Origin of the sequence: Pseudomonas laurentiana, from assembly GCF_014648275.1 — a bacterium.
Classification (GTDB): domain Bacteria; phylum Pseudomonadota; class Gammaproteobacteria; order Pseudomonadales; family Pseudomonadaceae; genus Aquipseudomonas; species Aquipseudomonas laurentiana.
On the sequence record NZ_BMQU01000018.1, the window covers coordinates 80,901 to 100,880 of the forward strand.

The window sequence follows — 19,980 nt, forward strand, 5'->3', positions numbered from 1 at the left end:
GGGTTGAACGGGCTTTCAATGGACTGAATATCCCGAGACTGACTCGCAGGTGCATCGTCTCAATGGACTAACGCATTGAGCTGCGCCCTTTGCAGCACCGGGTGTCCTAGTCCGCTTTGACGATGAACGATCTGCCACTCGACCCGATGATCAATCACGGCTCGCGCACCGGCGCAGCGAGATTGGGAGAATTGAGTGATGCAAAGCATGCGAGAAAGGACCCAGGACGAACTCGAACTGATCGAACGTGCTCGGCGCCTTGTGCCGGCACTCAAGGAGCGCACGGCACAGGCCGACCGCGACTTGAAGGTCCCGGAGGAAAGCGTTGCCGAATTGCAATCGGCCGGGCTGCTGCGGGCCCTGCAGCCGCGTGCGTTCGGTGGCTATGAAGTCGACCCGCGAACCTTTTTTGAGATCCAGATGATTCTTGCCGAAGGCTGCATGTCCACGGCCTGGATCTACGGTGTCATGGGGGTCCACCCGTGGCAGTTGGCACGCTACCCTGTCGAAGCCCAGCGTGACGTCTGGGGCAACGATCATGATGCGCTGATTTCCTCGACGTATATGCCGTCGGCCAAGGTCACGGTGGTCGAAGGTGGCTACCGCATCAGCGGTCAGTGGAGCTTCTCCAGTGGCAGCGAGCACTGCCAGTGGGTACTGCTGGGCGGCATCCTGCCCGCCGAGGGTGAGGTCGCGGCGGAACACGGCACCTTCCTGCTGCCACGCAGCGACTACCGTATTCAGCGCAACTGGGAGGTGCTCGGGCTGCGCGGTACCGGCAGCCACGACATTCTCGTCGAGGATGTGTTTGTGCCGGCACACCGGGTTCAGCGCACCAACAACTGCGCGGTCGAGGCCACGCCAGGGCGTCTGGTCAACACCAATCCGATCTATGCCATTCCGTTTGCCCAGGTGTTCTCCCGAGCGGTCTCGACCTCGGCCATCGGTGCGCTGCAAGGGGCGATCAATGAGTTTCGCGCCAATGCCGCCAAGCACATTGGCAAGCACGGCGCCCGCACGGCGGATGATCCAGTAGCGCAAACCGCAGTGGCCGAAGCGACGATCACTGTCGACAGCCTGAAGCTGGTACTGGAGCGTAACTACGAGCACCTGATGAGTCTGGCCAGGGCCGGCGAGTACCCGGACACCGAAACCCGACTGCTGTATCGCTACCAGTCTGCCTATGTCACCAACGTCTGCGCCGACAAGGTGAATGACCTGCTGCGCAGCATGGCCGCGTCCGGCCTGTACAACACCAACCCGGTCGCCCGGCTGTTCCGTGACCTGCACCAGGCCCGTGGGCACATCGCCAACAACTTCATGGCCTACGGTCGCGCCTTCGGCGCGGTGCAATTGGGCTTGCCCAACCCAGACCCGTACGTCTGAGGCGGTCCGGCCGTTCCAACACCATCGCGGCTACACCCGCCTGTCCCCCGGCAGGCGGGTAGTAATGAGTACCTGACCTATGAATGATTATCTTGCCTTGCGCGTGGCGCGGGTGATCGAGGAAACGGCCGACGCTCGCTCTCTGGTGTTCGACGTACCCGAGCACCTGACCGAACGCTTTCGTTATCGACCCGGTCAATTCCTGACGCTGCGGGTCCCGTTCGCAGATGGCTGGTTACCCCGCTGTTACTCGTTGTCCAGTACGCCGATGCTGGATGAACCGTTGCGTGTGACGGTCAAGCGTGTGCATGAGGGCCGTGCCTCGAACTGGCTCTGCAGTGAGCTGCAGGAGGGGCAGACCCTGCAGGTGCTGCCACCTGCGGGCGTGTTTGTGCCGCGTAACCTGGACAGCGACTTGTTGCTCTTTGGTGGCGGCAGCGGGGTCACCCCTGTGTTGTCGATTCTGCGTTCGGCACTCCTGGCAGGGCAGGGGCGAATCCTGCTGATTTACGCCAACCGCGATGAAGGTTCGGTGATTTTTCGCGATGAGCTCAGGTTTCTGGCCAGTGCTCATCCGCAACGTCTGCAAATCGTTCACTGGCTTGATTCGGTACAGGGCATTCCAGCCGTCGGGCAACTGGCCGAGCTGGCCCGGCCGTTCATCGATGCGCAGGCGTTTATTTGCGGCCCTGGCCCGTTCATGGACGCTGCAGTCAGTGCCCTGAAGAGCCTGGGCATGCCCGATGCCAGGGTGCATGTGGAACGCTTCGTTTCGTTGCCGGGCGAAGGTGAGCTGCCATTGGCTGCCAGCAGTGAGTCTGCCGTGGCCGCGCAACTGGCCGTCCACCTCGACGGTGAGGAACACAGCCTGGCCTGCGACAGCGGTGAAACCCTGCTGGCCGCCATGCAACGCGCCGGGCTGAACCCGCCGAGTGCTTGCCGTGTCGGTGGCTGCGCCTCGTGCATGTGCACGCTGGAAAGCGGCGACGTCGAACTGCTGCACAACGATGCCCTGGATGACGACGAATTGGCCGAAGGCTGGATCCTCGCCTGCCAGGCCGTGCCGACCAGTACGCAACTGCGTATCCGCTTTCCCGATTGATGCAGATGACCGAGCCCACGATGAATCAGAGCCTGATGTGTTCCCCGCCCGTGATCGACGCGCCGACGACCATTGCCCAATTACTGTTTGCCAGCGCTGAACGGTTCGCTGGACGCACGGCCATTGAAGAAAATGGTCAGTGTACGGACTACGCCGATTTGCCCGATCAGGCGCTGGCCATCACCCGTGGTTTGATGGCGCTGGGTATTCAGGCCGGAGACCGGGTCGGGGTCTGGGCGCCGAACAGCCGTGACTGGATCCTCGCCGCGCTGGGTATCCATTGTGCCGGTGCGGTGCTGGTGCCCATCAATACCCGCATGAAAGGCGCCGAGGCCGCTGATGTGTTGGCGCGCAGTGGCTGCCGGGTGCTGTTCGTCCAGCAGCGCTTTCTCGATGTCGATTACCCGGCAATGCTCGCACCTCATCGTCCCGCCAGCCTGGAGCATCTGGTGGTGTTGGCCAGTGACACGCCGCCGCGCCCTGGCGATCTGAGCTTCCAGCAGTTTCTGCTGGGCGCTGCCACCTATGACACCGAGGCCGCGCGACGTCGGGCGCTGGCCATCGAGCCGCAGGCGATGTGCGATTTGCTCTTCACCTCGGGCACCACAGGCAAACCCAAGGGCGTGATGAGCGGCCATGGGCAGAACCTGCGGGCGTTCAGCGAATACGTCAAGGTGATTGGCCTGGTGCCGGGTGACCGCTACCTGATCGTCAACCCATTCTTCCATGCGTTTGGCTACAAGGCCGGTTGGTTGACCTGCCTGATTGCCGGGGCAACCATTCTGCCGCACGCGGTGTTCGATGCCGATGCGGTGTTCCAGCGTATTGCCAACGAGCGCATCAGTGTCTTGCCTGGTGCGCCGACCCTTTACCTTTCGCTGCTGGCGCACCCGCGCCTGGCCGAAACCGACCTTTCCAGCCTGCGGATCGCCGTAACCGGTTCGGCCAGTATTCCGCCGAGCCTCATTGAGCGCATGCGCAACGAACTGGGTTTCAGCGTGGTGACCACCGCCTACGGGCTGACCGAATGTGGCGGCCTGGCGACGCTTTGCGATCCGCAGGACTCGGCGCAGGTGATTGCCAGTACCAGCGGGCGACCGATTGCCGGTACTGAAGTGAGCATCCGCGATTCGCATAACCAGGCCGTGGCCAACGGGGAAACCGGCGAAATCTGCCTGCGCGGTTTCCATGTCATGCAGGGCTATTTCGAGAACCCCGAGGCCACTGCCGAAGCCATCGACGCTGACGGCTGGCTGCACACCGGCGATGTCGGGCGCCTGGATGAAGCGGGCAACCTGATCATCACTGACCGCCTGAAAGACATGTACATCGTTGGGGGCTTCAACTGCTATCCGGCAGAAATCGAAGCCGCATTGATCGCCCACCCGGCCATTGCCCAGGTCGCGGTCATTGGCGTTGCGGACGTGCGCATGGGCGAGGTCGGTTGTGCCTGCGTAGTGTTGCGTGAAGGCCAGACACTGGATGAAAGCGAGCTGATCGCCTGGAGTCGCGACCGCATGGCCAACTACAAGGTGCCGCGTCAGGTGCGCTTCTTCGATGCGCTGCCACTCAATCCTTCGAGCAAGGTCGCCAAGAACGAACTGCGGGCTGCGGTTAACCAAGGCTGACGGGCAGCACGCTGTCGTAACCAAACGGACGATGCGCAGGCCCGGGCAGTTTTTCAGACTGGGCCCGCAAACCGGAAAACAACAAGAAAGGAGAGGAGCATGTCTACGTTGAACCCTGCAGCGCTGAGCGCGGCCAATGGTATTCGCGGGCGCTGTCTGCTGGCCATGGCTGTTGCGCTGGCCAGCGGTACCGCCAGCGCCGGGCCAACCATCGAGTTGGGCGAAAACACCACCCTGGACTCGTCGCTGACCGTCAACTACACCGCATCGGTACGTACTGCCAAGCCGGCACACCAATACCTCAACGACCTGAACAACGACGACGGTACGCGTAACTTCGACCGTGGCTCGATGATCAACAACCGTGTCAGCCTGTTTGGCGAGCTGCTGCTCAAGCATGACAACCTGGGTGCGGTGCTGCGTGGCAGTCATTTCTATGACGATGTCTACCATGAGCGCAACGATAACGACTCACCGGATACCGTGAACAAAATCGGCCGCGCCAACGGCTTCAGCGAAGACACACGTCGCCTCAGTGGTAGCAAGGCACGTCTGCTCGACGCCTATGTCTATGGCAACTTCGATGTTGCCGATAGCCAGTACCTGTCGGTCAAGGCCGGTCGCCACCTGGTGGCCTGGGGTGAAAGCCTGTTCTGGCCGAACATCAGCCAGGGGCAGGCGCCGGTGGATGCCACCAAGTTCAACGTACCCGGTACCGAAGCCAAGGACTCCTACCTGCCGGTGGGGCAGGTGTCCGCGTCCTGGTCGCTCAACGAAGACCTGGCGCTGGTCGGCTACTACCAGTACGAGTGGGAGAAGACTCAGCTCAACCCGGTGGGTGACTACTTTGGCAGCGATTACTTCGGCCCGGGTGCCGAGTTCTTCCGGCTTAACTCGGGGGTGATCAACAGCCTGCCGGACAAGACCTTTACCGGCGTCAACTATGCCGGTGAAGTCGATGCCCGCGACAGTGGCCAGTGGGGCCTTGGCATGCGCTACCGGCTCACCGAAAACACCGAGGTGGGGCTGTTCCATTACCGCTACCACGAGCGGGTCGGGTCGATCTTCTTCGACTTCAGCGGCAGTACCCAGTACTCCTCGCTCAAGAGCATCGGCGAGCGCTCGAACACGGCTTCGGCGCCGGCCTATCGGTTGGGCTACTTCGAGGACGTCGAACTGACGGGGATCAGTTTCAGCTCGAAGATCGGTGACTCGGTGCAGTATGCCGGTGACCTGAGTTACCGCGACGGCGCTTCGGTCTATCTGAACAACGGTGCCCCCACGACCGGCCAGCTGTGGCAAGCCAACCTCAATGCCACGTACATTCTTGGCCCTAGCTTCCTGGCCCAGCAAACCACCTTCCTCGGCGAAGTGGTGCATCAGCGTATCGAAGGGGTCGACACCTTGGTGGTCAGTGGTGGTGGCCCAGGTATCGACGGGACGTTCAACCAGTTCGAATCCAACACCCAGACCCGTGGTTCGACCCTGCTGGGCGTGGGTGCCTACATGGATTACCCGGCCATCAGCGATGGCCTGGACCTGACCACCAAGGTGGTCTGGACGCAGAACGTCGACGGCAGCGCCTACCAGGGCCTGGGCCGTGATGAAAAGCGTCTGACCGTCGGCGGCGACTTCAAGTACCTGGGCAACTTCCAGGTGGGCCTGACCTATGTGGCTTACCTCAGTTCGCCGGATGTCGCCCAAGGGCGTTTGTTGGCTGACCGCGATTACCTGTCGTTCAACGCCAAGTACACCTTCTGATGCACTGCCGGCCATGTGCTGCGTTCACGCAGACGTGGCCGGCATTCTCCGATAATCTGCTGCCGAAAAGGGTCTGCCATGAGCCTTCATCCGACACCGTCCCCCTTCAGTCCCATTGCCATTGGCCCACTGACGTTAAAAAACCGATTCATCAAGGCCGCGACCAATGAGGGCATGAGTGCCCAGGGCGTGCCCTCCAAGCAATTGGTCAAGCTGCATGCCGCCCTGGTCAATGGCGGCACAGCCCTGACCACCGTGGCCTATTGCGCCGTGAGCAGCGATGGCCGCACGCTGCCCAACCAACTGATTCTCGTGCCTGAGAGCCTGCCGCACTTCAAGGCGTTGACCGATGCGGTACACCGAGAGGGTGGGCTGGCCAGTGCGCAGATCACCCACGGAGGCTGTTTCACCTTTATTCGGGAACGCTCCACCGCGCGTCCGTTGTCCTCCAGTGGCGGCTTCAACAAAATTGGCATGATGAGCGGCATGTTCCTCAAACAGGCGATGAATGAGCGTGACATGCAGCAGGTCGTGCAGGATTTCGCCCGAGCTGCACGACTGGCCCGGCAGGCCGGATTCGACGCCGTGGAAATTCACATGGGGCACGGCTACTTGCTCAGCCAGTTCATTTCGCCGCTGTACAACAAGCGGCGCGACCAGTACGGCGGCAGCCTGGAAAACCGCCTGCGGTTCCCGCGTCGGGTGCTGCGTGCGGTGCTTGATGCGGTTGGCCGGGACATGGCGGTGATCTGCAAGTACAGCATTACCGAAGGCGTGCGCGGCGGGAACAGTGCCGAAGATGGTGCCCAGATTGCCCGTATGCTGGAACAGGAGGGCGCGCATCTGCTGGTGCTCAGTGCCGGTATGAACGCCGAGTCGATTACGACCATGTTCGGCTCCTCGTTCCCGAAGGAAAACCGCGTCCAGCAGAAAAACCCGGTGATTGCCCTGGCGATGGCCATTCAGCGGCTGACCGACCCGAAGGTGGAGTTTCGCGAGCTGTACCTGCTTGAGCACGCGCGCAAGGTGCGTGCAGCGGTGAAGATGCCGCTGGCCTACCTGGGCGGTGCGAAGAGCCTGAGTAGCATCGAGCGGATCATGGCCGAGGGCTTTGACCTGATCGCCATGGGGCGGGTGTTGTTGGCGGAGCACGACTACGTCAACAAACTGGCCAGCGGGGCCAGCAAAAACTCGATCTGCACCGCCTGCAACCGCTGCGTGGCCATGATGTACACGCCAGGCGGCACCTCGTGTGTACTGGGCAAGCCTGGCGATGCCGAGCTGAACCGGCAACCGGCAGCGGCCCAGTAGGCGGTCATCTGGTTCTGCCCAGGCTCCTCAAGGATGCGTGAACCCCTATAGGTCAGCGCATCCTCGGTACGCCTCGGTGAGGCTACAGCGCGTGTAGCCCCATGCTCCCCGGCTCAGCCGTGCTGCAGAAAGTCGATGCAGCTGCGGTTGAACAGCTCGGGATGTTCGACCTGCACCCAATGCCCGCATCGGTTGAGCACAATGAAACGGGCACTTTTGGCACCGTCAATAATGCGCTGGGCACCGCTGACCGGGTTGAAGTTGTCGTTGCTGCCCCAGAAGCCCAGGATCGGGCAAGTGATCTCACCCAGGCGGGTTTCCATGTTGGGCACCATCATGGTGCTGAACAGGTTCTTCGGTTGCGTCACTGCGACCGCCACCCGCTCCAGCAGCAAGCTCTCTGGCAGGATCGAGTCATCGAACAGCTGCAGACGCATCATGCTGCGCATTTCCTCCAGGCCGATCGGGCCGGCATTGAACAGGCGAACCATGCGCACAATGCCTTCCATCTGGAAGTAGGTCTCGCGTTCTTCGACGCCGCCGGGTGCCAGCAGAATCAGCCGCTCTGCCAGTGAGGGCTGTTGCAATGCCAACCCCAGGGCAATCGCCCCTCCCAGGGAGTTACCCAGGATCGTGCAGCGCTTGACGTCGATTTGCGCCAGAAAAGTACCTACGCACTCAACGAAAAAGTCCAGGTTGTACTGCACATCCTCAGGCTTGTCCGAACGCCCGAAACCTGGAAGGTCCAGCAGGATATTGCGGTAGCCGGCTTCGGCGAACGCCGGGTAGTTACCTTTGAAATTGCTGAAGCCACTGGCGCCTGGTCCGCTGCCGTGCAGCCACAGCACCGCCGGGCCGCTGCCTTCGTCCAGGTAGTGCAGGCGCAGGCCGTTGGGCAGGGTCGCGTAATGGCCTGTAGGCAATGGCAGGTCTACGGCTTGATTCATGGGGGTTCTCCAGAGTCTGCGGGTTCATGAGGCGCTTACCGGCCGGGCCGCATTGATGCCTGAAGGGGATGGTTACGCCCGGCCCGGTTTGCGCAAAACAGATCCTGGGCTGCCGTGGCCCTGACGGCATCGTCCGTTCAGACCACGCCAATCGGTGTGCCGGTAGTCCTATCGGACGATGTTCGTGACGGGGTGGCAGCTAATCATGCGGGTGACTGGCTCGCTGCACCTGCAGCGGGTTGCGATGCACGTCAATCCAGGAGAACGCAATGAAGTTGCTGAATAAAGTGGCCTTCGTGACAGGCGCAGGACAAGGTATGGGCCAGGCCATCGTGCGCCGGTTCGTTGCCGAAGGTGCGAAGGTGGTAGCGGTCGATCTCAACCTGCCCGCCTTGGCCGACAGTCTCGCAGACCTTGGTGACAGCGTGCTGGCCCTGGCCTGCAACGTTGCCGACAGTGCATCGGTTGCCGATGCCATGGGGCAAACCGAGCAACGCTTTGGCGGCCTCGACATTCTCGTCAACAATGCCGGTGTCGGTGCCCTCGACAGCTTCCTGGAAACCCCGGACGAGAGCTGGGCGCGGGTGATCAATGTCAACCTGGGCGGGACCTTCCTGTGCTGCCGCGAAGGTGCCAGGTTGATGGTCAAGGGGGCTCGCAAGGGCGCCATCATCAACCTCTCCAGTACGGCCGCCCTGACCGGTGAAGGGCCGAGCCACTACTGCGCGTCGAAAGCCGGCGTCATGGGCCTGACCCGCTCGATCGCCCGCGACCTGGCCGCCAGTGGCATTCGCGTCAACACCCTGGTACCCGGCCCGACCAACACGCCGATGATGGCCGGTATCCCTGACGAACACATGCAGGCGCTGCTCAAGAACGTCCCGCTGGGGCGCATGTGCGAAACCGATGAAATCGCCCGTGTGGCGGTATTCCTGGCCAGCGAAGACGCCAGCTTCATGACCGGGCAGAACATTGCGGTCAACGGCGGCATGGCCTTTATCTGAGAGGGGAGTGATCCATGAGCAAGCGTCTGGGAGGAAAAATTGCTTTTGTCACCGGCGCCGGTTCCGGCATCGGTGAAGCGACCGCATTGCGGTTCGCCGAGGAGGGCGCCACCGTGGTGTTATGCGGTCGGCGCGCAGAACCGTTGCAAGGCGTTCAGGAGAAAATCCGCGGGCTGGGTGGACGTGCTGAAATCGCCGTTGCCGATGTGAGCGACGAGCAGGCCTATGTCAGCGCACTGGAAGGTGCAGCGCAGCGCCACGGTCGCCTGGATATCCTGGTGAACAACGCGATGGCTTACACCTGGGGCGGCATCGACACGATGTCTACGGCAGACTGGCACGCCAACTTCGCCACCACCGTGGATGGCACGTTCTGGGGCACCCGTACCGCCATGCAACTGATGAAGGCTCAGGGCGGAGGTGCCATCGTCAACATTGCCTCCATCTGCGGCCTGTTCGGTACGGCCTGGATGGCAGGCTACTCAGCGGCCAAAGCGGCAGTGATCAACTTCAGCCGGGCGGCTGCCAGTGAAGGTGCGCCGCACAACATCCGCTGCAACGTCATTATCCCGGGCGTGGTCGACACCCCGGCGACTGCCGGCATGCTCAGCGACGGTAAAACCCGCAGCAACACCGAAAAAGTCATCCCCATGAAACGTGTCGGCCTGCCGCTGGAGCTGGCCAACGCCATCCTCTTCCTGGCCAGCGACGAGGCGTCCTACATCACCGGTGCGAGCCTGGCGGTGGATGGCGGGCGTAGTTCCGACCTCTACACGGTGCTGGATTGATGAACATGGACCCGACCTCACTGCTCGAGCGGATCGACCGCCTGGAATCGCTGGATGCCATTCGCCAACTGGCGGGCAAGTACGCGTTGGCGTTGGACATGCGTGACATGGACGCCATGGCCAACTGCTTCGCCCCGGATGTTCGGGTAGGTCGTGACAAGAGCGGACGCGCGCACCTCAAGGCCTGGTTGGACGAAACCATGCGCAAACAGTTTCACGGGACGTCTCATCACCTGGGGCAGCACATCATCGAGTTCAGCGACCCGGACCATGCCACAGGTGTGGTCTACTCCAAGAACGAGCATGAGACCGGCCCCGAGTGGGTCATCATGCAGATGCTGTATTGGGATGACTATGAACGTATCGACGGCCGCTGGTGCTTCCGCCGGCGTTTACCGTGTTACTGGTATGCCACGGACCTGAACAAACCGCCGATTGGCGGCTTGAAAATGCGCTGGCCGGGGCGTGAGCCTTACGCCGGGAGCTTCCACGAGTTGTTCCCGTCGTGGGATGCGTTCTGGGCCCAGCGCCCGGACAAGGACGTACTGCCACACATCGCCGAGCCTGCACCGCTGGAGGGGTTCCTGACGAACCTGCGGCGTGGTGCTGGTGATCCCAGGATTCGTGTTCGCTAGGTTACGTTTTTCGCAGGCAAGCCTGCTCCCACAGAGAATGCAGTGTTCTGCGCAGATCTCTGTGGGCGTTGGCTTGCCAACGATTGCAGGCACCGCGCACGTGCTGACACCCCGCCAAAGCCATCGCAGGCAGCCTGCTCCCACAGAGAATGCAGTGTTCTGCGCAGATCTCTGTGGGAGTTGGCTTGCCAACGATTGCAGGCACCGCGCACGTGCTGACACCCCGCCAAAGCCATCGCAGGCAAGCCTGTTCCCTCAGAGTGGACTGCCCCCACCCATTAACTACGCACGCGCGCTTCGCGCGGCATCCCCAACGCCCGTTCGGCGATGACATTGCGCTGGATCTCGTTGCTGCCACCATAGATCGTATCGGAACGGGTAAACAGAAACAGCGACTGCAACCGGCTCAACTGGTAGGGCGCACCTTCGAGAATCTCGCCCTCGCTGCCCAACACGTCCATCGCCAGCTTGCCAAGGTCGGCATGCCAGGTCGACCAGGCCAGTTTATAGATCATGGCCTCGCGGCTCAGGCTGCCGTCCTGCGGCCCGGACAACATCCGTAACGAGTTGTAGCGCAGCACCTTGAGCCCGGCCCAGGCCTGGGCGATGCGTTGCCGCAGTAACGGGTCGCGCGAGGCGCCGTTGTCGCGGGCAATGCGGATGATCTCGTCAAGTTCGTTCTGGAACTGCATCTGCTGGCCCAGCGTCGACACACCACGTTCGAAACCGAGCAGGGCCATGGCGATTTTCCAGCCGTCGCCCGGTTGTCCGATCAGGTTGTCCGCCGAGGTGCTGGCCTGGTCGAAGAACACTTCATTGAATTCGCTGGTTCCGGTCAGTTGCTGGATAGGCTGCACACGGATCTGTTCCTGGGCCATGGGCACCAGCAGGAACGACAGCCCGTGATGACCGGTGCTGCCCGGCTCGGTTCGGGCGAGGACGAAGCACCAATCGGCCTCGTGGGCCAGTGAGGTCCAGACTTTCTGCCCACTGATCAGCCAGTGCTCGCCGCTGGCATCAAGCCGGGCGCGGGTTTGCACGTTCGCCAGATCAGAACCGGCGCCGGGCTCGGAATAGCCCTGGCACCAGAATTCGGTACCGTTGAGGATGCCCGGTAGCAAACGCTGTTGCTGGGCCGGGGTACCGAAGGTGGCGAGTGTCGGCCCGACCAGGCCCTCGCCGATGTGGCCCATGCGCCCAGGCCCCCCGGCGCGTGCGTACTCTTCATGGAAAATGACCTGTTGGCTGATGCTGAGGCCGCGTCCACCGTGTTCCTTGGCCCAGCCCACGCCGATCCAGCCGCCAGCGGCCAGCGTGCGCTCCCAGGCTTTGCGCTCGGCAGGGAAGCTGTGCTCGTCGCCAGGACCTCCGCGAAAGCGCAGGGGTGCGAAGTCGCCGGTCAGGTGTTCGGCCATCCACTGGGCAACCTGTCGACGGAACGCTTCATCTTCGTTGTTGAAACCGATTTTCATGGTTGTTCTCCAAATAGATGTGCGGCTAGACGCTCGCGGTGGAATGCGGGAGTCCCCAGCAATTGCTCGCTGGCGCGGGCCCGTTTGAAGTACAGGTGAGGGTCATACTCCCAGGTGAAACCTACGCCTCCGTGCAGTTGGATGGATTCGGCGGCGCAGTGGAAGAACGCTTCGCTGGCGTGGATCTTGGCCGTCGCGGCGGCTGCGTCGAGCTCGCTTGAGACAACGTTGTCGCCCGCGGGGTCAAGGCGCTCTTGGGCTACACAGGCGGCGTAGTAGGCGGCTGAACGGGCGCATTCGACCTGCAGCATCATGTCCGCGCAGCGGTGTTTGATGGCCTGGAAGCTGGCGATGCTGCGGCTGAACTGGTGGCGCTCGGCGGTGTAGGCCAGGGTCAGGTCGAGGGCCTGTTGCGCGCCGCCGGTCTGTTCGGCAGCCAGGCCTATGGCGGCGATCTGCAAGGTATCACGCAGCAGCGGCCAGCCTTGGCCGGCTGCGCTCAGCAGTTGTGCGTCGGTCACCTGCACCGCGTGCAGTTCGATCCGGGCCAGGCGCCGGGTTTGATCCAGGGTCGGCAGTGCGTGGCGCACAACCCCCGGTGTATCGGCCGGCAGGGCGAACAGGCTGATGCCGTGTTCTCCCTGAGTACCAGGGGTACGCGCGGCGACGATCAGCAGGTCGGCCTGGGCTCCATCGACCACGTGGGTGTAGGTGCCCGTGAGGCTGAAGCCGCCGCTGCAGGAGTGGGCTTCGGTGTGCACGCTGCTGGCGTCCAGCCCCGGGCCGCTGGCGAAAGCCAGGCTGGCGGTGGTTTCGCCGGCCGCAATGGCGCCGAGCCAGGTGACCTGCAATGCGGCGTTGTCACCCAACAGCAGGGCTGGGGTCGCGAGGCAAGTAGTGGCGAAGAGGGGCGAGCAGAGCAGGTAGCGGCCGCTTTGCTCAAGCAGGATCGCCAGCTCGACAAACCCCAGGCCCATGCCGCCAAACGGCTCGGGCACCATTAATGCGGGCCAATACAGGTCTTGGCCGATGCGTTTCCAAACCGCGGGGTCGTAGCCCTCAGGGCGGCTCATGGCCGCGCGTACGGCATGCGAGTCACTGGCTTGTGTCAGAAAGCGTATCGCGCTGTCCCGAATCATCACGTGTTCTTGAGTAAAGGCGAACTCCATGGGGCTGTCTCTGCTGGGCGGAAGGATGCCCGAGTCTAGGGTTGCTGTGCTTTTCGCCGAATCATTGAAACGGACTAGTCCGCCATCTGCCCAAGGGCCCTGGAATGGCCGACTTGCGTAGTCTCAACGGACGATGAAGGCGCCGCCGCGGGTTTGCACAATGTTCACCAGGCAATGAACTCAGCCATTGAGGAACATAGGCATGATCGACATTCGCGGTTTGAGCTATTTCGTCTCGCAGATCGAGAACCTCAGCCAGTGGCAGCGTTACGCCGAGGACGTCCTCGGGATGCAGGTCCATCCGGCGCCAGGTGGTGGCCTGTACGTGAAAATGGACGAGCGGCCGTTCCGCATGCTGATCGTCGAGGGCAGCGAAGCGCGTTATCTGGCCTCCGGTTGGGAGTTGGCTTCCGAGCAAGCGTTCAGCGAGGCACTTCATCACCTGACCCAGGCCGGCGTTGAGTGGGAACTGGGCAGCGCCGCTGAGGTCGAGCAGCGCGGCGTGCAGGCACTGGCGACGCTGGTTGACCCTTCAGGCAACCGTCATGAGTTGAGCTGGGGGCATCGCTCCGATTGCCAACCGTTCGTCTCGCCCCAGGGTGTGCCGCGTTTTGTCACCGGCGACATGGGGTTGGGGCACACGGTGTTGCCGGCACCCCACTTCGACGCAACGCTGGCGTTCGCCAAGGACGTGCTCGGTTTTGGCCTGTCGGACATGTTCAATTTCCGTCCCGATCCGGCGGCCGCGCCGATCCGTATCCATTTCCTGCATTGCCGTAATGCCCGGCACCACAGCCTGGCGCTGGCCGAGTACCCGGTGCCGTCTGGCTGTGTCCACGTGATGGTCGAGGTTGACTCGATGACCGAGGTTGGCCGTGCTCATGACCGCCTGCTGGCACACGACGTGCGCCTGTCGGCGACGCTGGGGCAGCACCTGAACGACCGCATGACCAGTTTCTACATGAAGACGCCGTCCGGCTTTGATCTGGAGTACGGCTATGGCGGGCTGCAAGTCGACTGGGCCGAGCATTCGGCATTCGAATTCACCCGCGTGAGCATTTGGGGGCACGACTTTTCGGTCGGCCAACAGTAAGGAACCTGCACATGAATAAACAACTGACAGCGGCCGATGCGGTTGCTCAATTGCGTGACGGCATGACCATCGGTTTCGGCGGATGGGGGCCGCGGCGCAAGCCGATGGCGATTGTCCGCGAGATCCTCCGTTCGCCGGTCAAGGACCTGACCGTGGTTGCCTACGGCGGCCCCGAAGTGGGCATGCTCTGCGCGGCAGGCAAGGTGCGCAAGCTGGTGTTCGGTTTCGCCACCCTCGACGCCATTCCCCTCGAGCCGTACTACCGCAAGGCCCGCGAAGCCGGTGAACTGGAACTGCTTGAGCTGGATGAAGGCATGTTCCAGTGGGGGCTGCGCGCTGCGGGCATGCGCTTGCCGTTCCTGCCCACCCGCTGTGGGCTGGCCACTGATGTGACCCGTCTCAACCCGCAACTCAAGACGATTCAGTCGCCCTATGCCGATGGCGAAGTGCTGTTGGCGATGCCGGCGTTGAACCTTGATGTGGCGTTCCTGCATGTCAACGTCGCGGACCGCTTGGGCAACTGCCTGGTGACCGGGCCGGACCCGTATTTCGATCACCTGTTCGCCCGTGCCGCCGCGCAGTGCTTTGTCTCTTGCGAAACGCTTGAAGAGCGTCTTGAGCTGAGTGCCGAACTGGCCCGGTTCAACACCTTCGAGCGTTATCTGGTGACCGGTGTGGTGCATGCGCCCCTGGGGGCGCACCCGACCTCCTGCCCATCGGATTACGGTTGGGACATGGAACACCTTAAGCGCTATGTCGCCAGCAGCCAGGAAGAAAACGGCTGGCACGCCTATGTCGAGACGTATGTGGCGGGCGGCGAGCAGGCCTATCAAGCGCAGAACGGCGGTGCCGTGCGCATGGGCGCCTTGCCCCTTCCTGTGTTCTGAGGAGTATGAACAATGTCTGCAACCTGTGATTTCACCCTCGCGGAATTGATGATTGTCGCCGCCGCCGAAGCCTGGCGGGGCAATGGAGAGGTGATCGCCTCGGGCCTGGGCGTGATCCCCCGTTTGGGCGCAAGCCTGGCCAAGCTGACCCACAGCCCTGAACTGCTGATGACCGACAGTGAGGCCTTCCTGGTCGAAGAGCCGATCCCGCTTGGACCGCGCGGCGATTTCGTTCCGCGCTACTCGGGCTATCTGTCGTTTGAGCGTGTGTTCGAATGCGTCTGGGGCGGCCGCCGTCACGCGATGATCGGGCCAACCCAGATCGACCGTTGGGGTCAGACCAACCTGTCCTGCGTTGGCGACTACCAGAAGCCGAAGACTGCGATTCTGGGCGTACGCGGCTTGCCGGGGAACAGCATCAACCACCTCAATTCGTTCTTTGTGCCCAACCACAACACGCGGGTGTTCGTCAGCGGTGAAGTGGACATGGTCTCGGGGGTCGGCTTCAAGGCCGAGCGCTGGCCTGAGGGAGTACGCCGCGACCTGATGGACATTCGCCGGGTGGTCACGGACCTTTGCACCCTGGATTTCGACGGCCCGCAACGTGCCGTCCAAGTGCGCACCCTGCACCCGGGGGTGAGTTTTGACGAGGTCCAGGACAAGACGGGCTTCCCGTTGCTCAAGTCTGCGCACCTGCAAGAAACCGCGCACCCCAGCGCCGAACAGTTGGCGCTTATCCGCCGACTTGATCCCCACGATTACCGGGCTTCGGCGATCAAGGGCAACCCGGCCGGTATCCGTACGGCCTGAGGCGAGGACAGCGAACATGCACAGCCGCGACAGTGAATTCGTCGTCCGCGAAGACCAGGCGGTCTATGAAACAGATGCACCGGTGCTGTACAGCGTGGCCGACGGTATTGCCACGCTGACGCTGAACCGACCGACCTTCAACAATGCACAAAACTCGCAGATGACCTATGCGCTGGACGCCGCCTTTCGCCAGGCGGTAGACGACGACGGCGTCAAGGTCATCGTCCTGCGCGGCAACGGCAAGCATTTTTCGGCAGGGCACGATATTGGTACCCCCGGGCGCGACATCAATAAACCGTTCGAGCGGGCGCACCTGTGGTGGGACCACACCAACAAACCGGGCGGGGAGCAATTGTACGCCCGCGAACAGGAAGTCTATTTGGGCATGTGCCGCCGTTGGCGTGACGTGCCCAAGCCGACCATCGCCATGGTTCAGGGTGCCTGCGTGGCCGGCGGGTTGATGCTGGCCTGGGTCTGCGACCTGATTGTCGCCAGTGAGGACGCGTTCTTCCAGGACCCGGTGGTGCGCATGGGCATTCCGGGTGTGGAGTATTTCGCCCATCCGTATGAGTTGAACCCGCGTATCGCCAAGGAATTCCTGTTCTGCGGTGACCGCATGAGCGCCGCACGGGCGTATCAGATGGGCATGGTCAATCGGCTGGTGCCGCGTGAGGAACTGGAACAGGCGACCTACGCGCTGGCCACCGGCATTGCCCGGCAGCCGCGCATGGGCCTGGCCTTGACCAAGCAGGCCATCAACCATGTCGAGGACCTTCAAGGCAAGCGCAGTGCCATGGATGCGGCCTTTGCCTGGCACCACTTCGCCCATGCCCACAACGAGTTGCTCTCCGGCGACAAACTCGGTGGCTTCGATGCCAAAGGCATGGCCCAGGCCAACAAGCGGGCGGCCACAGCGGAGGATAAACCCGTATGAGTCGCTGGCTGAATACTCCGCTGACCGAGGCCTTGGGCTGTCGCTACCCGATCGTGCAAACCGCCATGGGCTGGGTCGCCGATGCCAATCTGGTAATCGCTACCACGCAGGCCGGCGGTTTCGGTTTCCTGGCGGGCGCGACGATTCCCGCCGACGAGCTTGAAGGCGAGATCTGCAAGGTGATCGATGCCACCGGGGGCAGTAACTTCGGGCTCAATTTCCATATGTTCCAGGACAACGCCGCTCAATGCGTTGATCTGGCCATCCAGTACCGCTTGCGTGCCGTCAGTTATGGCCGTGGGCCGGACAAACAGACCATCGCGCGTTTCAAGGCAGCCAACGTGCTGTGCATCCCCACGGTGGGGGCGCTCAAGCATGCGCTGAAGGCGGTGGAGTTGGGCGCCGACCTCATCACCATCCAGGGCGGCGAGGGCGGCGGTCACACCGGCGGTGTGCCCAGTTCGATCCTGCTGCCGCAAGTATTGGCGGCGGTCAACGTACCGGTGATTGCCGCCGGCGGCTATGCCACCGGGCGCGGCCTTGCCTCGGTGCTGGCGGCGGGTGCCAGCGGGATTGCCATGGGCACCCGGTTCCTGATGACCCGCGAGTCGCCAACCCCGAGCGCGACGCTTGAGCGTTACCTGAAGGTGGCCGATCCACAGCAGGTGCGGGTGACCACCGCCGTGGATGGCATGCGCCACCGAATGATCGAAAACCGTTTTATCAATCAATTGGAGCAGGCCGGGCCATTTGGTCGGTTGCGCATCGCCTTGGGCAGTGCCTGGCAGTGGAAACAACAGACCGGCATGAGCCTGGCGCACATGGCCGGGGTGTTCTTCCGGTCGTTGCGCGAAGACCCGTCCGCCTTGTCACAGGTGGTCATGGCCGCCAACCAGCCGGTGCTGCTGCAGCGCTCAATGGTCGATGGCCACCCGGACGACGGCATCTTGCCCAGCGGTCAGGTGGCGGCGGCAATCGGCGAGTTGCTGAGTTGCCGCGAGGTGATCGAAGGCATCGCCGCCGAAGCCGAACAGTGTCTTGACGCGCTCCTGGCTCGCTGCCAGCCCGCTACGGAGCCGTGCCAACCCCATCGTCCCGCCAGCATTGGAGAACCCCTGTGAACCAGGCCTTTACCACGCAGCTTAACCAGGGGATCGCTGAACTTGTGATCGCCAAACCACCGGTCAATGCCCTCGACAGCCAGGAGTGGCTGGCGTTGGCCCAGCAGATCGAAGCGCTCGGGGCCAACCCTGAGGTACGTGTCATTGTCATTCGTGCCGAAGGCCGGGGTTTCTGTGCCGGCGTCGACATCAAGGAACTGGACGCCCACCCGGAGCGCATTGTCGAAGTCAACGCGGGCAACTACGCGACCTTCAAGGCGGTACATCGCAACCCGGTGCCCGTGATTGTCGCGGTGCATGGTTTCGTGCTGGGCGGAGGCATCGGCATTACCGGCGCGGCCGATATTGTCGTGGCTTCGGAGTGCGCCACCTTTGCCTTGCCAGAGGTCGATCGCGGCGCCATGGGCGGCGGTGCGCATTTGCAGCGACTGTTCCCGGTGCAGAAGGTTCGTTACCTGTTTTTTACCGGCGCCTCGATTGGTGCCGTCGACGCTCAGCAATACGGCTTTATCGAACAGGTAGTGCCGAAGGATCAATTGCGTGAAACCGCACTGGAAATCGCTGCGCGCATCGCGGCGAAAAGCCCGGGGATGATCCGCATTGCCAAGGAGGCCTTGAACGGTATCGAAGACGGCAACCTGGAAGACAAATACCGCTGGGAGCAGGGCTTCACTTTACAGGCCTACAGCAGCCCCGATTCGGCGGAGACCCGTCGGGCCTTCGTCGAAAAACGCGACGCCAAGTTCTGAGAGAACGCCATGGAACTGACTTACACGCCAAAACAAAAAGCCTTCCGCGCCGAAGTCCGTGCGTGGCTGGCAGACAATCTGCCGCGTGAACCGCTGGCCAGCTACGACACCCGCGAAGGCTTTGAGCAGCACCGCGCCTGGGAGGCGAAGCTGTTTGAAAGTCGCTGGTCGATGGTGATGTGGCCCGCTGACCTGGGCGGTCGTGGCTGCGACCTTATCGAGTGGCTGATCTTCGAGGAAGAGTACTACGGCGCCGGTGCGCCGATGCGCGTCAACCAGAACGGTCAGTTGCTGCTGGGGCCAACGTTGATGGAGTTCGGTACCGCCGAACAGAAACAACGTTTTCTACCGCGCATGGCGGCCAGTGCCGACATGTGGGCCCAGGGCTGGTCGGAGCCGAATGCCGGTTCCGACATGGCGGCGATCACCAGCAAGGCCGTACTTGAGGGTGAACACTACGTCATAAACGGTCAGAAAACCTGGTCTACCCGGGCGATCTTTGCCGATTGGCTGTTCGGGTTGTTCCGCAGCGAGCCAGGTTCCGCCCGCCACCACGGCCTGTCGTTCCTGATGGTGCCGCTGAATGCGCCGGGGGTGAGTATTCGCCCGATCAAGGCCCTGAATGGCAAGGACGCGTTCGCCGAAGTGTTCTTCGACGACGTGCGGGTGCCTGTCGCCAATCGTATCGGTGCCGAGGGCCAGGGCTGGCATGTGGCGATGGCCACCGCAGGTTTTGAGCGCGGGTTGCTGCTGCGCTCACCTGCACGTTTCCAGCATACCGCTCGCAAACTGGTCGAACTGTACAAGGCCAACCGCGAAAGCGCCGACCGTGATCCCGGCCTGCGTGACGCCGTGCTTGAGACCTGGATGGGCGCCGAGGCCTACGCATTGTCTGCGTACCACACCGTCGGCCGATTGAGCCGGGGCGAGGCGATTGGTGCGGAGTCGAGCATCAACAAGATCATCTGGTCGGAACTGGACCTGAAAATGCACGAGACCGCAATGCGCATTCTCGGGGCGCGCGCTGAGCTGCTGGGCACTGCGCCAGTCGCCGGCGATGCGGCGGGCTGGTTGGAGGGTTTCCTGTTCGCCCAGTCCGGGCCGATCTATGCCGGTACCAACGAAATCCAGCGCAACATCATTGCCGAGCGGATGCTCGGCTTGCCGAAGTAAGGAACAGGCC

18 protein-coding genes are annotated in these 19,980 nt (G+C 62.6%); 15 read left to right on the forward strand and 3 right to left on the reverse strand.

All coding sequences use genetic code 11. The features are described from left to right. Window positions 1-198 precede the first annotated feature (198 nt). The 5 genes from IE038_RS18275 (at window position 199) to IE038_RS18295 (ending at window position 7,188) form a co-directional block, all read left to right on the forward strand. The gene (locus tag IE038_RS18275; protein WP_189396060.1) at window positions 199-1,386 is read left to right on the forward strand and encodes an acyl-CoA dehydrogenase family protein; all 1,188 of its coding nucleotides are present in this window, start codon (window positions 199-201) and stop codon (window positions 1,384-1,386) included. A gap of 79 nt (window positions 1,387-1,465) precedes the next feature. After that, window positions 1,466-2,488, forward strand: coding sequence for a ferredoxin--NADP reductase (locus IE038_RS18280; protein WP_163933946.1), 1,023 nt, complete (start codon window positions 1,466-1,468; stop codon window positions 2,486-2,488). A gap of 20 nt (window positions 2,489-2,508) precedes the next feature. After that, entirely contained in the window at window positions 2,509-4,116 is a 1,608-nt protein-coding gene (locus IE038_RS18285) for a FadD3 family acyl-CoA ligase (RefSeq protein WP_163933949.1), read from the forward strand. Window positions 4,117-4,215: 99 nt separating this feature from the next. Then, the gene (locus tag IE038_RS18290; RefSeq protein WP_189396061.1) at window positions 4,216-5,877 is read left to right on the forward strand and encodes a DUF1302 domain-containing protein; all 1,662 of its coding nucleotides are present in this window, start codon (window positions 4,216-4,218) and stop codon (window positions 5,875-5,877) included. A 78-nt stretch (window positions 5,878-5,955) separates the two neighbouring features. Beyond that, window positions 5,956-7,188, forward strand: a complete 1,233-nt coding sequence (locus tag IE038_RS18295; RefSeq protein ID WP_163933954.1) for an NADH:flavin oxidoreductase — start codon at window positions 5,956-5,958, stop codon at window positions 7,186-7,188. 113 nt (window positions 7,189-7,301) lie between these two features. On the opposite strand, the gene IE038_RS18300 is transcribed toward IE038_RS18295, so the two are convergent. Beyond that, a complete protein-coding gene (locus tag IE038_RS18300; protein ID WP_163933957.1) occupies window positions 7,302-8,135 on the reverse strand; it encodes an alpha/beta fold hydrolase in 834 nt (277 codons plus the stop codon). A 269-nt stretch (window positions 8,136-8,404) separates the two neighbouring features. Between IE038_RS18300 and IE038_RS18305 the strand changes: the two genes are divergently transcribed. From IE038_RS18305 to IE038_RS18315, 3 genes are read left to right on the forward strand one after another with little or no spacing between them, the layout of a single operon-like run. Next, window positions 8,405-9,139, forward strand: coding sequence for an SDR family NAD(P)-dependent oxidoreductase (locus tag IE038_RS18305; RefSeq protein WP_163933960.1), 735 nt, complete (start codon window positions 8,405-8,407; stop codon window positions 9,137-9,139). 14 nt (window positions 9,140-9,153) lie between these two features. Continuing rightward, window positions 9,154-9,927 carry an SDR family NAD(P)-dependent oxidoreductase gene (locus IE038_RS18310; RefSeq protein WP_163933965.1) on the forward strand — a complete coding sequence of 258 codons (774 nt, stop codon included), beginning with the start codon at window positions 9,154-9,156 and terminating at the stop codon, window positions 9,925-9,927. A gap of 5 nt (window positions 9,928-9,932) precedes the next feature. Next, window positions 9,933-10,562 carry a nuclear transport factor 2 family protein gene (locus IE038_RS18315; protein ID WP_163933967.1) on the forward strand — a complete coding sequence of 210 codons (630 nt, stop codon included), beginning with the start codon at window positions 9,933-9,935 and terminating at the stop codon, window positions 10,560-10,562. A 278-nt stretch (window positions 10,563-10,840) separates the two neighbouring features. Here IE038_RS18315 and IE038_RS18320 read toward each other — a convergent pair whose 3' ends face one another. Both IE038_RS18320 and IE038_RS18325 read right to left on the reverse strand, forming a co-directional pair. Further along, entirely contained in the window at window positions 10,841-12,034 is a 1,194-nt protein-coding gene (locus IE038_RS18320; protein WP_163933971.1) for an acyl-CoA dehydrogenase family protein, read from the reverse strand. Further along, window positions 12,031-13,203 (reverse strand): acyl-CoA dehydrogenase family protein, encoded by a 1,173-nt coding sequence (locus IE038_RS18325; protein WP_189396062.1) that lies wholly within the window; start codon window positions 13,201-13,203, stop codon window positions 12,031-12,033. The genes IE038_RS18320 and IE038_RS18325 overlap by 4 nt, the downstream gene beginning before the upstream one ends. A 202-nt stretch (window positions 13,204-13,405) precedes the next feature. On the opposite strand from IE038_RS18325, the gene IE038_RS18330 reads away from it, so the two are divergent. The 7 genes from IE038_RS18330 to IE038_RS18360 are packed head-to-tail and all read left to right on the forward strand — an operon-like array spanning window position 13,406 to window position 19,970. After that, window positions 13,406-14,296, forward strand: a complete 891-nt coding sequence (locus IE038_RS18330) for a VOC family protein (protein ID WP_163933974.1) — start codon at window positions 13,406-13,408, stop codon at window positions 14,294-14,296. 11 nt (window positions 14,297-14,307) lie between these two features. Further along, window positions 14,308-15,183: a CoA transferase subunit A gene (locus tag IE038_RS18335; RefSeq protein ID WP_163933977.1), complete on the forward strand. Its 876-nt coding sequence runs from the start codon at window positions 14,308-14,310 to the stop codon at window positions 15,181-15,183. A 12-nt stretch (window positions 15,184-15,195) separates the two neighbouring features. Further along, a complete protein-coding gene (locus tag IE038_RS18340; protein WP_163933980.1) occupies window positions 15,196-15,993 on the forward strand; it encodes a CoA-transferase subunit beta in 798 nt (265 codons plus the stop codon). Between the two features lie 16 nt (window positions 15,994-16,009). Further along, window positions 16,010-16,927 carry an enoyl-CoA hydratase gene (locus tag IE038_RS18345; RefSeq protein WP_189396063.1) on the forward strand — a complete coding sequence of 306 codons (918 nt, stop codon included), beginning with the start codon at window positions 16,010-16,012 and terminating at the stop codon, window positions 16,925-16,927. After that, the gene (locus tag IE038_RS18350) at window positions 16,924-18,048 is read left to right on the forward strand and encodes an NAD(P)H-dependent flavin oxidoreductase (protein ID WP_163933983.1); all 1,125 of its coding nucleotides are present in this window, start codon (window positions 16,924-16,926) and stop codon (window positions 18,046-18,048) included. The genes IE038_RS18345 and IE038_RS18350 overlap by 4 nt, the downstream gene beginning before the upstream one ends. Continuing rightward, window positions 18,045-18,797: an enoyl-CoA hydratase family protein gene (locus IE038_RS18355; protein ID WP_189396064.1), complete on the forward strand. Its 753-nt coding sequence runs from the start codon at window positions 18,045-18,047 to the stop codon at window positions 18,795-18,797. Before IE038_RS18350 ends, IE038_RS18355 begins: the two co-directional genes overlap by 4 nt. A gap of 9 nt (window positions 18,798-18,806) precedes the next feature. After that, entirely contained in the window at window positions 18,807-19,970 is a 1,164-nt protein-coding gene (locus IE038_RS18360; RefSeq protein WP_163933985.1) for an acyl-CoA dehydrogenase family protein, read from the forward strand. The last annotated feature ends 10 nt before the right edge of the window (window positions 19,971-19,980 follow it).

Excerpts from the sequence above, each read along its gene's own strand:
- IE038_RS18340 (WP_163933980.1), top strand. The coding sequence starts at position 15,196 with ATGTCTGCAACCTGTGATTTCACCCTCGCGGAATTGATGATTGTCGCC.
- IE038_RS18290 (WP_189396061.1), top strand. The coding sequence starts at position 4,216 with ATGTCTACGTTGAACCCTGCAGCGCTGAGCGCGGCCAATGGTATTCGC.
- IE038_RS18300 (WP_163933957.1), bottom strand. The coding sequence starts at position 8,135 with ATGAATCAAGCCGTAGACCTGCCATTGCCTACAGGCCATTACGCGACC.
- IE038_RS18330 (WP_163933974.1), top strand. The coding sequence starts at position 13,406 with ATGATCGACATTCGCGGTTTGAGCTATTTCGTCTCGCAGATCGAGAAC.
- IE038_RS18285 (WP_163933949.1), top strand. The coding sequence starts at position 2,509 with ATGAATCAGAGCCTGATGTGTTCCCCGCCCGTGATCGACGCGCCGACG.
- IE038_RS18320 (WP_163933971.1), bottom strand. The coding sequence starts at position 12,034 with ATGAAAATCGGTTTCAACAACGAAGATGAAGCGTTCCGTCGACAGGTT.
- IE038_RS18345 (WP_189396063.1), top strand. The coding sequence starts at position 16,010 with ATGCACAGCCGCGACAGTGAATTCGTCGTCCGCGAAGACCAGGCGGTC.
- IE038_RS18280 (WP_163933946.1), top strand. The coding sequence starts at position 1,466 with ATGAATGATTATCTTGCCTTGCGCGTGGCGCGGGTGATCGAGGAAACG.
- IE038_RS18335 (WP_163933977.1), top strand. The coding sequence starts at position 14,308 with ATGAATAAACAACTGACAGCGGCCGATGCGGTTGCTCAATTGCGTGAC.
- IE038_RS18310 (WP_163933965.1), top strand. The coding sequence starts at position 9,154 with ATGAGCAAGCGTCTGGGAGGAAAAATTGCTTTTGTCACCGGCGCCGGT.
- IE038_RS18275 (WP_189396060.1), top strand. The coding sequence starts at position 199 with ATGCAAAGCATGCGAGAAAGGACCCAGGACGAACTCGAACTGATCGAA.
- IE038_RS18350 (WP_163933983.1), top strand. The coding sequence starts at position 16,924 with ATGAGTCGCTGGCTGAATACTCCGCTGACCGAGGCCTTGGGCTGTCGC.
- IE038_RS18325 (WP_189396062.1), bottom strand. The coding sequence starts at position 13,203 with ATGGAGTTCGCCTTTACTCAAGAACACGTGATGATTCGGGACAGCGCG.
- IE038_RS18360 (WP_163933985.1), top strand. The coding sequence starts at position 18,807 with ATGGAACTGACTTACACGCCAAAACAAAAAGCCTTCCGCGCCGAAGTC.
- IE038_RS18305 (WP_163933960.1), top strand. The coding sequence starts at position 8,405 with ATGAAGTTGCTGAATAAAGTGGCCTTCGTGACAGGCGCAGGACAAGGT.
- IE038_RS18315 (WP_163933967.1), top strand. The coding sequence starts at position 9,933 with ATGGACCCGACCTCACTGCTCGAGCGGATCGACCGCCTGGAATCGCTG.
- IE038_RS18295 (WP_163933954.1), top strand. The coding sequence starts at position 5,956 with ATGAGCCTTCATCCGACACCGTCCCCCTTCAGTCCCATTGCCATTGGC.